Annotated in this window: 12 protein-coding genes; 9 read left to right on the forward strand and 3 right to left on the reverse strand. The window is 67.9% G+C overall.

Annotated features, from left to right (window positions below; translation table 11 throughout):
• The first annotated feature begins 48 nt into the window (after positions 1–48).
• The 8 genes from KBY67_RS10145 to KBY67_RS10180 all read left to right on the forward strand — a co-directional run bounded on the left by KBY67_RS10145 (position 49) and on the right by KBY67_RS10180 (position 8336).
• On the forward strand, positions 49–744 hold the full coding sequence (locus tag KBY67_RS10145) for a DevA family ABC transporter ATP-binding protein (protein ID WP_255110954.1): 696 nt from the start codon (positions 49–51) through the stop codon (positions 742–744).
• A 58-nt stretch (positions 745–802) separates the two neighbouring features.
• A complete protein-coding gene (locus tag KBY67_RS10150) occupies positions 803–958 on the forward strand; it encodes a hypothetical protein (protein ID WP_011129965.1) in 156 nt (51 codons plus the stop codon).
• A 117-nt stretch (positions 959–1075) separates the two neighbouring features.
• On the forward strand, positions 1076–2008 hold the full coding sequence (locus KBY67_RS10155) for a glycosyltransferase family 2 protein (protein ID WP_255110910.1): 933 nt from the start codon (positions 1076–1078) through the stop codon (positions 2006–2008).
• 140 nt (positions 2009–2148) lie between these two features.
• On the forward strand, positions 2149–2865 hold the full coding sequence (gene rpsB / locus KBY67_RS10160; protein ID WP_255110911.1) for a 30S ribosomal protein S2: 717 nt from the start codon (positions 2149–2151) through the stop codon (positions 2863–2865).
• Between the two features lie 114 nt (positions 2866–2979).
• Complete coding sequence (tsf, locus tag KBY67_RS10165) at positions 2980–3642, forward strand: translation elongation factor Ts (protein ID WP_255110912.1); 663 nt, start codon at positions 2980–2982, stop codon at positions 3640–3642.
• A gap of 62 nt (positions 3643–3704) precedes the next feature.
• Entirely contained in the window at positions 3705–4994 is a 1290-nt protein-coding gene (locus KBY67_RS10170) for a hypothetical protein (RefSeq protein ID WP_255110913.1), read from the forward strand.
• Positions 4995–5098: 104 nt separating this feature from the next.
• On the forward strand, positions 5099–7570 hold the full coding sequence (gene recG / locus KBY67_RS10175; RefSeq protein WP_255110955.1) for an ATP-dependent DNA helicase RecG: 2472 nt from the start codon (positions 5099–5101) through the stop codon (positions 7568–7570).
• 22 nt (positions 7571–7592) lie between these two features.
• Complete coding sequence (locus KBY67_RS10180) at positions 7593–8336, forward strand: M15 family metallopeptidase (RefSeq protein ID WP_255110914.1); 744 nt, start codon at positions 7593–7595, stop codon at positions 8334–8336.
• Here KBY67_RS10180 and KBY67_RS10185 read toward each other — a convergent pair.
• Together KBY67_RS10185 and sir are read right to left on the reverse strand one after the other, a co-directional pair.
• A complete protein-coding gene (locus KBY67_RS10185) occupies positions 8306–8680 on the reverse strand; it encodes a hypothetical protein (protein ID WP_255110915.1) in 375 nt (124 codons plus the stop codon). The two genes, KBY67_RS10180 and KBY67_RS10185, sit on opposite strands and share 31 nt — an antisense overlap.
• Positions 8680–10524: a sulfite reductase, ferredoxin dependent gene (gene sir / locus KBY67_RS10190; RefSeq protein WP_255110916.1), complete on the reverse strand. Its 1845-nt coding sequence runs from the start codon at positions 10522–10524 to the stop codon at positions 8680–8682. Before sir ends, KBY67_RS10185 begins: the two co-directional genes overlap by 1 nt.
• A gap of 88 nt (positions 10525–10612) precedes the next feature.
• Here sir and glyS point away from each other — a divergent pair, with 88 nt between their 5' ends.
• Positions 10613–12781 (forward strand): glycine--tRNA ligase subunit beta, encoded by a 2169-nt coding sequence (glyS, locus tag KBY67_RS10195; RefSeq protein WP_255110917.1) that lies wholly within the window; start codon positions 10613–10615, stop codon positions 12779–12781.
• Positions 12782–12787: 6 nt separating this feature from the next.
• Here the strand turns inward: glyS and chlP are convergent, their stop codons facing one another.
• Positions 12788–14194 (reverse strand): geranylgeranyl reductase, encoded by a 1407-nt coding sequence (chlP, locus tag KBY67_RS10200; protein WP_255110918.1) that lies wholly within the window; start codon positions 14192–14194, stop codon positions 12788–12790.
• Positions 14195–14299 lie beyond the last annotated feature (105 nt).

The following is a 14299-nucleotide window of genomic DNA, read 5'->3' on the forward strand; positions in this document are numbered from 1 at the left end:
CCCTCACCCCCTTCAGCCCGCCCCGTCCCAGGGGGCTCCACGCCGCCGATGGTGGAAGTGGAGGGGCTCTGCCATTGGTATGGCAGCGGCGAGATGCGCCGTCAGGTGCTGCAGCAGGTGAATCTGACGATTCAGCCCGGAGAGGTGGTGCTGCTCACCGGACCCTCGGGCTGCGGCAAGACCACCCTGCTCACCCTGGTGGGGGCCCTGCGCCAGGTGCAGCAGGGCCATGTGCGGGTGCTGGGCCAGGACCTGAACGGCTCCAGCCGACGGCAGCGGCAGCAACTACGGCAGCGCATCGGCATGATTTTTCAGGGCCACAACCTGCTGCGCTGCCTCAGCGCCGAGCAGAACGTGCAGATGGGCTCCGACCTGCTGCCCAACCTCGGCTATCGGGCCCGGAGGGATCAGGCACGCGAGTGGCTGCGGGCTGTGGGCCTGGGCGACCATCTCGACAAGCTGCCCCATGGGCTCTCGGGGGGGCAGAAGCAACGGGTAGCGATCGCCCGGGCCCTGGCGGCCCACCCCCGCCTGCTGCTGGCGGACGAGCCCACCGCCGCCCTCGACAAGCAGAGCGGCCGCGAGGTGGTGGATCTGCTCAAGCGCCTGGCCCGGGAGCAGCACTGCGCCGTGCTGATGGTGACCCACGACCCCCGCATCCTGGATGTGGCCGACCGGCTGGTGCAGATGGAGGACGGCCGCCTGATCGCCGCGCCGGTGCCCGAGCCTGAGCCGGCCCTGTGAAGGACATCGATCGGGCTTGGTAGGCTGGTGAATCACACCAACGGGCCCGAAGAACTAGATGGCGAAACGCAGGAATCTGAAGAAGGAAAAGCAGGAACGCAACCGCTCCTACGCCCGCAAGTTCAAGAAGCGCAAGCTGCGCAACGACGGCCGTGGTGAAGGGGCCGGCAACGGCGTCACCGGCACCGCCAACAACGGCGGCGCCGCCGACTGAGCCAGGCGCTGATGTCGCTCTCCAGGTGCCAGAGCGTGGCGCCTGACGGGCGTGGGGATCCCGAGGGAGGGATCCCTTTTTCATGTTGAAGCCCCATCACCCCCCGGCAGCCGAACCATGGTTCCCAGCGTCGTCATCCCCACCTACAACCGCCGACCGATCCTGGAGAAGGCCCTGCTGGCCCTGGAGGATCAGCGGCTGGAGCCGCCCCTGCAGGACTACGAGGTGGTGGTGGTCGATGACGGATCCACCGACGGCACCGCCGAGTGGCTGCGGCAGGAGGCGGAGCGCTTCCCCCATGTGCGCCTGGTCGAGCAGGACCACGGCGGACCGGCCGAGGGCCGCAACCGTGGCGTCGACCATGCCCGCGGTGATGTGATCGTGTTCATCGACAGCGATCTGGTGGTGACCGGCACGTTCCTGCTGGAGCATGCCCGGGCCCTCGAGGCCCGCTGGCAGCAGAGTGGCAACCGGCTCTGCTTCACCTATGGCGCCGTCATCAACACGGCCAATTTCGAGGATCCAACCAGCGAACCCCACAAGCTCAGCGATCACTCCTGGGCCTATTTCGCCACCGGCAACGTGGCGATCGATCGTCAGCTGCTGGAGCGCGCCGGCCTGTTCGACACCAGCTTCCGCCTCTACGGCTGGGAAGACCTGGAGTTGGGGGAGCGCTTGCGTCGCCTGGGGGTGGAGCTGGTGCGCTGCCCGGCTGCGGTGGGCTACCACTGGCACCCTGCCCTAAGCCTGGAGCAACTGCCCGATCTGGTGCGGATCGAGCAGGAGCGGGCACGCATGGGGCTGGTTTTTTACCGCAAGCACCCCACCCGGCGAGTGCGCTTCATCATTCAGTTCACCTGGTGGCACCGGCTGCTCTGGGAGCTGCTCACCCTGGGGGGCCTGGTCAATGAGCGCACGCTGCGACCCCTGCTGGCCTGGCTGATCCGCCGCGGCAAGAACGCCCTGGCCATGGAGTTGCTGCGCCTGCCGCTCAACCGACTGGGGGTGCGGGCCCTCTACCGCGAGGCCCGCGCCGAGGGCCTTCGCTGACCGTTTGGTAGCTTGGCTTGTCCCCTAATACACCGCACACCTGTCCGTTTCGGGTGCTCAGTCGGCACCGGTGATCCCCATAGCGGGTCATCGCGTCTGATCCCTGGCAGGTGGAGGCGAACCCGAAACCCTTCCTAACCATGGCTGTTGTCACACTCACCGAGATGATGGAGGCTGGCGCCCACTTCGGGCACCAGACGCGTCGTTGGAATCCCAAGATGTCGCGCTACATCTATTGCGCGCGCAACGGGGTTCATATCATTGATCTGGTGCAGACCGCCGTCTGCATGAACAACGCCTACAAGTGGACACGCAATGCCTCCCGCAGTGGCAAGCGTTTCCTCTTCGTGGGCACCAAGAAGCAGGCCTCCGAGGTGATCGCCATCGAGGCCAGCCGCTGCGGCGCCGCCTACGTGAACCAGCGCTGGTTGGGCGGCATGCTCACCAACTGGAGCACGATGCGCGCCCGCATCGATCGCCTCAAGGACCTTGAGCGGATGGAGAGCTCCGGCGCCATCGCCATGCGTCCTAAGAAGGAAGCCGCCGTGCTGCGTCGCGAGCTGGAGCGTCTGCAGAAGTACCTCGGCGGCCTCAAGTCGATGCGCCGTCTGCCCGATGTGGTGGTGCTGGTGGACCAGCGCCGTGAGAACAACGCGGTGCTCGAGTGCCGCAAGCTCGACATCCCCCTGGTGTCGATGCTCGACACCAACTGCGACCCTGACCTGGCCGACGTGCCCATCCCCTGCAACGACGACGCCGTGCGCTCGGTGCAGCTGGTGCTGGGCCGCCTGGCTGATGCGATCAACGAAGGTCGCCACAGCGGTCAGGAGCAACACCCCGAAGACGACGAGGCCTGAAGCCTCTCTCTTTCAAAGTTCGGGCCTGGGGCCTGACCACTCCCCCTGGGGTTCCGAGCTGTTCGGGGCCCCGGATCCCCTCCTTCCACCCTCCCCTTCCTCCTTTCCCCTCCCATGGCTGAGATCTCAGCGAAGCTCGTCAAGGAACTGCGCGAGAAAACCGGCGCCGGCATGATGGATTGCAAAAAGGCGCTGGGCGAATCCGCCGGCGACATGGGCAAGGCCGCCGAGTGGCTGCGCCAGAAGGGCATCGCCACCGCCGAGAAGAAAGCCGGCCGCACCGCCGCCGAGGGCGCCATCGGCAGCTACATCCACACCGGTGCTCGGGTGGGTGTGCTGGTGGAGCTGAACTGCGAAACCGATTTCGTCGCCCGCGGCGATGTCTTCCAGGAGCTGTTGCGCAACGTGGCGATGCAGATCGCCGCCTGCCCCAACGTCGAGTACGTGAGCACCGAGGAGATTCCTGCCGCCATCGCCGATCGTGAGAAGCAGATCGAGATGGGTCGTGACGACCTGGCCGGCAAACCCGATAAAATGAAAGAAAAGATTGTCGAGGGCCGCATCGGCAAGCGGCTCAAGGAACTGGCCCTGCTGGAGCAACCCTTCATCAAGGACAGCTCGATCACCGTGGCCGAACTGGTCAAGCAGGTGGCCGGCAAGATCGGCGAGAATATTCAGGTGCGTCGCTTCACCCGCTACACCCTCGGTGAGGGCATCGAGGTCGAGCAGGCCGACTTCGCTGCCGAAGTAGCCGCCATGACCGGCAAGGCGGCCTGAGCGCCCCCGGCGTTCCCCTTCCGTCCCTCCGCCTCAGCCGATTGGAGACCAACGCCACCGCGTTGTCCGAAGCCCACGGTCACCTGGAGCGCATTCGCTGCAGTCTGGGGGAGGGCCACAAGGCCCTTTATCACGACCTGGCCCTCTACCTGCAGGTGTTGCGCGACGGCCTCGGGGACGCCGTTCAGCAGGCCGTCTTTCATGTGGCCACTCAGGTGGTGCCGGAGCGCTATCAGCAGCTGAATGCTCGCCAGCGCCAGGAGCTGCCCCGGCGCCTGGCCCAGCTGGTGCAGCGCTGTGGCTGCCTGCTGACCCTGGAGCAGCTGCTGGTGCTGGCCCGCCAGGTGCAGGCCGAGCAGAGGCGCCAGGGACAGCAGGACCAGCGCCGCCTGGCCGAGGCCCTGGCGCAGATGACAGGCGGGTCTGCGGACGAAGACGACGAGGACGAGGACGAGGAGGAGCGCGAGGAAGCTGAGGGCTCGATCCGGCTCGATCTCACTCTGCCCCTCTCCGCCGAGCTGTTCTCCGCGGGCCTGCCATCCCTGGCGGGCCTCAGCGGCCTGGTGGGTTCACCACAGGAGTCGACGCTGGAGTCAACCTTGGACTCCAGTCTGGATCCCAGTGAGGATCTACTGGCCGGCGACATGCCCATTAACGGGGATGGCGACGGCGAAGACCCCGACGATGGCGACCTGGCCGACGACGACGCAGGGGAGGAGGAGCAGCAGGGCGAGGGGGCTGAGAGCGAAGATCCCACCGACATCCTGCGGGCTCTGCTGGTGATGGCGGTGCCCCCGGAACGCCGCGCTTCGAGTCTCGGGCCAGGACAGCTGTTTGCAGACAACACAAGCGAACCGCTGCCGGCTGAGTGCGATGACGCCGATGGCCATCAGGGCCTTGTGCCCCAGCAGCCCCTGGAGCTGCTGGAGTGGTGGCAGGCCCTCGACCGTGCCCTGCAGCGGCGCCTGCGCAACCTCTCCCACGCCATCAACCTGGATCTGATCAAGCTGGGGCTCGCTCGCAGCCTGCTGCCCCTCTCCCTGCTCGACGCCGTACTGGAGGGGAACCTCGATGCCCTGCCGGCACCAGCCAACCTGCTGCGCATCCAATTGCCCTTCGGCAGCCCCGATACACCGTTGCAAGTGCAGACCCTGGGGGTGCTGCTGCGCACCAGCGACCTGGAGTACGAGCAACCCCGCCTGCGCACCTGCCGCAAACGGCTGGAGCAGCGCCGCGCCAGCGTGCGCAAAATGGCTCAGCAGTACCGCCACTGGCAGCGGCGGGCCCTGGCCCTGGAAGCGGAACAGCAGTGGATGCAGGACAGCCAATCCACCCCCGAGGGAATGGCCTGAACCCGGCGGCGGATCCCCCTGCTGCCAATTGCGGGATCGGCCAGACCGGGACCAGCCAGGTCGGAACCAGCCAAGCCGGGATCAATCCAGACCATGGGAGCTGGATCACCACCCTGCAGCAGGCGCTACAGCTGGAGGTGGAACGCGGCTTTGAGAATCTGCAGGGGCGACGGGAGAAGTTCAACCTCTTCCTGGAGCGCCAGTGCCGCCAGCCCCCCGAGGGGCTGATCCTTCGGCAGCCGGAGGCGGCGCCGGCCCTGGCCGCCCTGGCCGAGCTCTTCGCCCGCTACGACGACCTGCCCCTGGCCCAGCGTCAGTCGTTGCTTCGGCGCTGCCGGGAGCGGCTGCACGACCTGCGCCAGAGCCTGGATCCACCCCGGACGCCTGCCCCCCCACGGCTGAAGCTGGCACCAGCGGTGGCGGCCACCGCTGGCGCTCGAGCGGCGGCCCGCCGGGGGGCGGGTCCGATCCAGCCCGACACCCCCCTGGGGGAGGTGCCGGGGATCGGGCCGAAAACCGCCACCCGCCTGGCGGGCCTGGGCTTGCTGCTGGCCCGTGACCTGCTGCGCCACTACCCCCGCGACTACCTCGATTACGCCAATCTCGTGCGCATTCAGGAGCTGGTGCCGGGCAGCACCGCCACCATCGTGGCCACGGTGCAGCGCTCCCATGCCTTCGCCAGCCCCCGCAACCCCCGGCTGGTGATCCTGGAACTTCACCTACGCGACATCAGCGGGCGGCTGCGGTTGAGCAAATTCTTCGCCGGCCAGCGCTTCAGCTCACCGGGCTGGCTCCAAGCCCAGCAACGGCAGTTCCCGCCAGGCTGCAGCGTGGCCGCCAGTGGTCTGGTGCGCGAGACCCCCTACGGCCCCACCCTCCACGATCCCCTTCTGGAGGTGGTCGACTCCCCCAGCACGCCTGTGCGCTCCCGCCAGATCGGACGGCTGGTGCCGGTCTATGCCCTCACCGAAGGGCTTGGAGCCGAACGGCTGCGCCAGGCCATCCAGACGGTGCTGGCCGCCGCCGCCGCCTGGGGCGATCCCCTGCCAGCGGCCCTGAGGCGGCAGGAGGGACTGCTGGATCGAGCCGCTGCCTGGCGCGGGCTGCACGATCCCGCCGACCGTGACCAGCTCAGGGCCAGCCGCCACCGGCTGGTCTTCGATGAATTCCTGCTGCTACAGCTGAGCCTGCTGCAACGGCGCGCCCAGCTCACCCGGCGGCCAGCCCCGCCCCTGCGGCTGCCGCAGGGAGCCGGCAGCCTGATGGCCTCCTTTCTGAAATTGCTGCCCTTCCAGCTCACCGAGGCCCAGCGGCGGGTGCTGGCCGACATTCAGGCGGATCTGGAGAAGGAGCAGCCCATGGCCCGCCTGCTGCAGGGGGATGTGGGCAGCGGCAAGACCGTGGTGGCCATCGCCGCCCTGCTGGTGGCCATCGAAGCCGGTTGCCAGGGTGCCCTGATGGCCCCCACGGAGGTGCTGGCCGAACAGCACGCCCGCAAGCTGGGGGAGTGGCTGAGCCAGCTGCATGTGAGCACCGCCCTGCTCACGGGATCCACCCCGCCGGCGCGGCGGCGCCAGCTGCTCCAGGACCTGGCCAACGGCCAGCTGCAGCTGCTGGTGGGGACCCATGCCCTGCTGGAGGATCCGGTGGCCTTCGCCCGCCTCGGGCTGGTGGTGGTGGATGAGCAGCACCGCTTCGGCGTGCGCCAGCGCGACCGGCTGATGGGCAAGGGACTGCAGCCCCACCTGCTGACGATGACCGCCACACCGATTCCGCGCACCCTGGCCCTCTCGGTGCATGGCGACCTGGAGGTGAGTCAGATCGATGGCCTGCCGCCGGGGCGCACCCCCATCCGCACCCGCCTGCTGCGGGGCGGCCAGCGCCGGGAGGCCTACGAGCTGATCCGCGCGGAGGTGGCCCAGGGCCAACGGGCCTACGTGGTACTGCCCCTGGTGGAGGAGTCGGAGAAACTGGATCTGCGCTCGGCGGTGGCCGTCCACCGGCAGTTGCAGGAGGAGATCTTCCCGGACCTGCGCGTGGGCCTCCTGCACGGGAAGATGCCGAGCCCCCGCAAGCAAGAGGCGATCAACGCCTTCGCCAGCGGCCATTGCGATGTGCTGGTGTCCACCACCGTGGTGGAGGTGGGGGTCGATGTACCGGAGGCCAGCGTGATGGTGATCGAGCACGCCGAGCGCTTCGGGCTGGCACAGCTTCACCAGCTGCGCGGCCGGGTGGGCCGCGGAGCGGCGGCCTCCCATTGCCTGTTGATCAACGATGGCAAGGCCGGACCGGCCCAGCAACGGCTGGAGCTGCTGGTGCGCTCCAGCGATGGCTTCGAGATCGCTGAGCTGGATCTGCAGCTGCGGGGGCCGGGCCAGGTGCTGGGAACCCGCCAGTCGGGGCTGCCCGACCTGGCCCTGGCCAGCCTCAGCGACGATGGGGACGTGCTGGAGCAGGCCCGCTCGCTGGCCAGACGGCTGCTTGAGCTCGACCCTGGCCTCGAAGCCCATCCGGGCCTGCGCCAGGCCCTGGCCGAGCAGCGGCAGCGGCAGGTGGAGGCCAGCAGTTTGAATTGAGCTCTCCCCGCCATCCCCGCGCGTGAGCCCCAGCCCGCTCAGGCCCTGGAGCCCGATCCCGATCCAGGACTCAGCCGAAGCGCTGATTCCCCTACCCGGCCAGCTGATGCGGCTTGAGCCCCACCCCTATGCGTCGCTGGGGGCTCCCTACGGCGACGGCTGCAGCCCCTTCCAGCTGCGCAGCGGCGTGGTGGAACGCCTGCTGCGGGCCCAGGGGGAGCTGCAGCGTCAGCACAGCGACTGGTGCCTGGCGATCTTCGACGGCTGGCGGCCCGTGCGCGTGCAGCAGTTCATGGTGGAGCACACGATCGAGAGCGAATGCCGCCGGCTGGGGCTGGACCCTCGCCAGAGTGGCCCCGAGCTGGAGGCCGTGATCGCCGACGTGGGCCGCTTCTGGGCGCCTCCCAGCCCGGATCCGGCCACTCCACCACCCCACAGCACCGGTGGGGCCGTGGATCTCACCCTGGCCAGCTCAGGCGGCGAGCCGCTGGATCTGGGCGGGGAGATCGATGCCATCGGAGCGGTCTCGGAGCCCGATCACTACGACCCCACCAGACGCAGCAAACGCCTGGAGGCCAGCCTTGAGCCCCTGCTGGAGCAGGAATGGCACCGGCGCCGCAGCCTGTTGCGCGAGGTGATGGCGGCAGCCGGCTTTGCTCAGCACCCCCATGAGTGGTGGCACTTCAGCCACGGCGATCAGCTCTGGGCCTGGCGGCAGGGGGCAGAGGCCGCGATCTACGGCGGCTGGGACCCCGGCACGGGCTGACGCTGCAACTCCCGCCAGATGCGATCGGCTTCCTCGCGGCTGATCCGGTTCTCGTTGGCGCAGCGCTTCAAGCTGGCCTCCCCCAGCTCCAGCTGCATTTGGCGCAGACGTTGCAGCACCTGCGGGGGTTGATCCGCGAATTGCCGCAGCTGGTTCTGATAGGCCTTGAGCAGGCGCTCCGGCTGGCAGGTGTCGCCGTCGGGTTGATAGATCTTGACCGGGGTTTTCGGCGGCGGCGCCATGGTGCGGGCCCCAAGCGGTGGGCTCCAGGAGCTGATCACCACCAGGGCCAGGCTGGCGCTGCCCAGCAGCTGCCCGCACCAGAACCGAACGGACGCCGCCATCAGCTCTCGGCGGGGAGCAGCGCCTGAATCCGCTCGGCCCCGAGGCCGGAGACGAACTGACCGAAGCTCTGGCGGCCGCCCTCGTTCTTCCAGAGCAGGAGCAGGGGCTCAAGGGTGGCCTCCAGATCCGCCAGGGGCATGCGCTCCAGGTAGGGAACCGCCAGCTGAGTGAGGTTGGGGGTGCCGCCCAGCCAGAGCTGGTACTGCTCAACGCCGCTGCCCACCAGTCCCACCTCGGCCATGTAAGGCCTGGCGCAACCATTGGGGCAGCCGGTCATGCGCAGCAGCAACGGCCGCTCGATGCCGAGGCGCTGCAACTGGGCCTCAAGGCGCTCGAGCACCGCCGGCAGGATGCGCTCCGATTCGGTGATCGCCAGGCCGCAGGTGGGCAGCGCCGGGCAGGCGATGGCATGGCGCGACAGCAACGACGGCGCTTCCGGCGCCTCGTAACCGAGGGCGGCGAGGGCCTCCTTGACGCTGCTGCGTTGGGAGGTGCCGATCGAGCAGAGCAGCAGATCCTGGTTGGGGGTGAGCCTCGCCTCCAGTTGGTAGGTCTCGACCAGGCGGCGCAGGCCGCGCTTACGCTCACCCTCCAGCCGGCCGCAGAGCAGGGGCAGCCCCACGAACCAGAGTCCACGGTTCTGGCGGTGCCAACCGAGGTAGTCGTCGAGGCGGGGCTTGGGTTCGGCCCGCAGGGGCTTGATCGGCGCCTCGAGGTAGTGGCCGAGCTCCTGGCGGAACCACTGGACCCCGCGATCGTGGATCAGATACTTCATGCGGGCGTGGCGCCGCTGCTCCCGGTCGCCGTGGTCGCGCTGGAGAGCCACGATGGCCTGGACCAGATCGAGCACATGCTCCGCCGCCACGTAGCCGAGGGGATCGGCGGTGCGCGCGAAGGTCTCCTCCTTGTTGTGGGTGCGGCCCATGCCGCCGCCCACGTAGACGTTGCAACCCCGCAGGCGCCCGGAGGGGTCGGTGAAGGCCACCAGGCCGATGTCCTGGGTGAGCAGATCCACAGAGTTATCCCCCGGCACCGTCACCGCCACCTTGAACTTGCGGGGTAGGTAGGTACCCCCGTAGAGCGGTTCGTTGGGATCACCGCTGTATCCGGCCCCCTGCGCCTGGCGCTGGCGGGCGCGCTTCACGGCCGCCGCGGGCTTGAAGCGGTAGCTGTGGTCGCCATCCACCCAGAGATCCAGATACGACCCCTCGGCCGCCAGCGGAGCGATCAGGTCGGCGATTTCATCGGCCAGACGCCGGGCGGCGGGGTATCCCCCCTTCTCGAACGGTGCGGCCGGCGCCATCACGTTGCGGTTGATGTCACCACAGGCGGCGAGGGTGGAGCCCATCGAACGCACGATCGTGCCGATCACCTCGCGGATGTCGGCCTTGGCGATGCCATGCATCTGAAAGGCCTGGCGGGTGGTGAGCCGCAGGGTGCCGTTGCCGAGGCGGTCAGCGAGGTCATCCATCGCCAGATAGAGGGGCACCGGAATGCGACCAGCAGGACTGCGCAGACGCAGCATCATCTGCCAGTCCTTCTCCTGCCCCTTCTGGCGGTTGTCGCGGTTGTCCTGCTGATAACTGCCATGGAACTTGAGGATCTGAACGGCCCCATCGGTGAAGAAGGGTTTGTCGTTCTCCAGTTCAGTGGCCAGGGGCTCCTTGAGGTAGTCGCTGGCGGCCTTGAGGCGCTCGAACTTGCTGGGCGGCTTGATCGCGGCGGCGGCGGCACTGCCGGTGGCGGCCGGAGAGGATCGAGTGGCTGCATCCGCAGCCTCGGAGTCAACCTTGCTGTGGCCAGGACCCGACGACTGGCGATGACGTTCGGGGGTGAGGGTCACAACAAGGGCACCAGCGTCTCTCGAAGGTAGCGAAGCAGGGTGAGGCTGACGGGCTTTCAATACAGTCACAAGCTGCTGAGCTGTGCAAGTGGCCACGTTCCTGCTGGAAATCGGAACCGAAGAACTGCCGGCCGATTTCGCGCGCCTGGCCCTGCCTCAACTGGAGCAGCAGGTGCACCACGACCTGGCCGCCCATCGCCTGCCCCACGGCCTGGTGGAGGTCACCAGCACGCCGCGGCGCCTGGTGGTGCGTGTGGCGGATCTTCCCCTGCGCCAGGAGGACCTGGCCGAGGAGCGCAAAGGCCCCCCGGGGGGCCAGGCCTTTGTGGATGGGCAACCGGGCCCGGCCGCCATCGGTTTCGCCAGCCGCTGCGGCGTCGATCCAGCCAGCCTGGAGCTGCGGGACACCCCCAAGGGGCCCTTCGTCTTCGCCCGCCTCCTGCAGCGGGGCCGGGCCAGTGAGGAGGTGCTGGCGGAGCGCATCCCGGCCTGGATCGCCGCCCTGCAGGGGAGGCGTTTCATGCGTTGGGGGGAAGGGGAACTGCGCTTCAGCCGTCCGGTGCGCTGGCTGGTGGCCCTGCTCGATCAACAGGTGATCCCCCTGGAGCTGGAGGGCAGTGACCCTCTGATCAGCAGCGGCCGGATCAGCCGGGGCCACCGCCTGTCGAAACAGACCATCACCCTGGCCGATCCCGGACAGTACAGCGAACTGCTGGCCAGGGCCGGCGTGCTCGTGGACCGGCAGCAGCGGGCCGACTGGATCCGCCAGGAGGTGCTCGCCGCCGCCAGCGCCGCCCAGGCCCGGCCCGATCTCCCCGAGGAGCTCTTCGAGGAGCTGGTGGATCTGGTGGAGAGCCCCAGCCTGATTGAGGGATCGGTGGAGCCCCGCTTCCTCGACCTGCCGCCGGAGGTGTTGAGCACGGTGATGCGCAGCCACCAACGCTATGTCCCCCTGCGCCGCCTGGACGCGGCGGAAGATCCCCTCGCCCTCTCGGCCCAGGCCAGCCTGCTGCCCCGCTTCCTCTGCATCGGCAACGGCCTGCCCGAGGCGGCCGCCTCGGTGCGGCGGGGCAATGAGCGGGTGCTCAAGGCCCGGCTGGCTGATGCGGAGTTCTTTCTTCAGGCCGATCGTGCCATCAGCTGCGAGCAGCGGCGGGGGCGCCTCGCCAGCGTCACCTTTGCCGAAGGGCTCGGCAGCCTGCTGGATCGCAGTGATCGCCTGCGCTGGCTGAGCGATCTGCTGCTGCAGCACCTCTCCCTGGCGCCAGAGCAGCAGGAGGCAGCCCTACGGGCCGCCCACCTGTGCAAGCACGATCTGGTCTCGCAGATGGTGGGGGAATTCCCCGAACTGCAGGGGGTGATGGGGGCCAAATACGCCCTGGCAGAAGGGGAATCGAGGGCCGTGGCCCTAGCGGTGCTGGAGCACTACCTGCCGCGGGGAGCCGGGGATCAGCTGCCCAGCTCCGATGCCGGCGCGGTGGTGGCCCTGGCCGAGCGGCTGGAGCTGCTGCTGAGCATCTACGCCAAAGGGGAGCGGCCCAGCGGTTCCTCCGATCCCTATGCCCTGCGCCGGGCAGGCAACGGCCTCATCCAGATCCTCTGGGATCGGGGCTGGAGTCTGGATCTGGTCAGTGTGCTGCAGCAGGCCTGTGACCACTGGGCTCAGCTGTTGCCCGAGTTGAAGCTCAATGCCACCGCTCTGGGCGCTGAACTGATGGAGGCCCTGCGTCAGCGCATGGTGTCACTGCTGGATGACGAGGGCTTCGCGGCCGACCTGGTCCAGGCCGTGGCCGGCGATGGGGTGGCCGTCGGGCGGCTGCTAAGCAATCCGATCGACGCTCGCCAGCGCCTCGCCCTGCTCGCCCAGCTGCGCAGCGATGGCCAGCTGGCACCGGTGCAGGCCGTGGTGCAGAGGGCGGCACGGCTAGCCGTCAAAGGAGACCTGGCGGCGGATGTGCTCAGCCCAGCGGGTGTGGTGGATCCGGCCCTGTTCAGCTCCCCCAGCGAAGGGGGCATGCTGCAGGTGCTGCAGGATCTGGAGCCGGTCCTCTCGATGGCCGATGGCGACAGCCGCTACCGCCAGCTGGCCCACAGGCTTGCGGAGGGAGCTGAAGCCCTCGCCGCCTTCTTCGATGGCGCCAGCAGCGTGATGGTGATGTGTGACGACCTGGCGGCTCGCCGCAATCGGCTGAACCTGCTGGCGGTGTTGCGCAACCAGGCCAGTGTGCTGGCCGACTTCAGCAAACTCAGCAGCTAAGGGCACTCAGCCCTTAGCGGCCAGCGCGGGCTCCCGCTCCTCGCTCGCCTGGGGAGCGACGACCACGGGCTTGGTTGCAGGCTCTGGCCTGACTTTGGCCACGCCCTGCTGCTGCTCCGAGTCCTGGGCCAGGGCGGCTAGCCAGGCTTCCATCTCCTCGGGGCTGCGCACCACGCTTGGCACAGGCTTGTACGACTGGGGAGCCAGGGCATTGCCGCGCAGCACGGCACCGAGGGTGAGCAGGGTGAGCTTGATCTGCTGCCAGGGATTCATCATCACCACCCGCTTGTAGAGGTAGCTGTCGAAGGTGAGACGCTGCACATCCTTGTCGTCGCACATCTCGACGAAGGCCTCGCGGGCCGCGTCGTTGCGATAGAAGATGTTCTGGAGGATTTCCAGCACCTTGTAGGTGGCACCGTACTGCTTGTCCCACTTGCGGATGTAGACCTTGAGGTCGGCTTCCGTGGGGATCTTGGTGCCAGAGGCGTTGGCGACAACGATCTGCTCGGCGCACATGCGGCCGCTCTTGGCAGCGAAGTAGATCCCTTCCCCTGAACTCTTGGTGACGTAGCCAGCGGCATCCCCCACCAGGGCCATGCGGCCCACGACGCGACGGGGCCTGGGGTGCTCGGGAATCGGGTGAGCTTCCACCTTGATCACCTCACCGCGCAGCAGTCGAGCACTGGCGCGCTTGCGGATGCCCTTCTGCAGGCTCTTGATCAGCGCCTGGTTCTTCTGCATGGTGCCGGTGCCCACCGCCACGTGGTCGTACTTGGGGAACACCCAGGCGTAGAAGTCGGGAGAGACATCGGTGCCGACATACATCTCGGCCAGATCCTCGTAGTAGCTCATCTCCTCCTTGGGCAGGCGGATGCGCTCCTGGAAGGCGATGGCCACGTTGTAATCGCCGGCATCCATGGCCTTGGCGACGCGACTGTTGGCGCCATCGGCACCCACGATCAGATCCACCTCGAGGCTCTTGATTTCACCGGTGGGACCACCGCCGGAGTAGTCGGCGTAGTGAAGGGTGTAGGGACCCTGACGGGCGTTGCCGGTGTCGATCGACTGAACCAGGCCATTGATCAAGTTGGCCCCGAACTCGGCGGCACGATCGCGCAGGAAACCATCAAGGATCTCCCGGCGGCACATGCCGATGTATTCGTTTTCGTTTTCAAGATGGATATCCACCTCACGATTGGAGGGGGAGATCATGCGCATGTTGCGCACCTTGCGGTCGATGATCGACTCGGGCAGATCGAATTCCTCGACCATGCAGAGGGGAATCGCACCACCACAGGGCTTGGCGTTGTCAAGCTTGCGCTCAAAGAGCCAGGTCTCTATTCCCGCCTTCGCTAGCACTTCGGCTGCGCAGGAACCGCTCGGGCCGCCACCCACCACTGCGACTCGCAACATCTTGAAACCTGCTCCGCTGGAATGATCCTTGGGCGCGAAGCTAACACCCACGCCCAAGGCAATGCTGATCAAGTCAGGGTCGGCCCCTACGATTGTGTCGAAGTT

Origin of the sequence: Synechococcus sp. RedBA-s, assembly GCF_024345495.1 — a bacterium.
Taxonomy (GTDB): Bacteria; Cyanobacteriota; Cyanobacteriia; order PCC-6307; family Cyanobiaceae; genus Regnicoccus_A.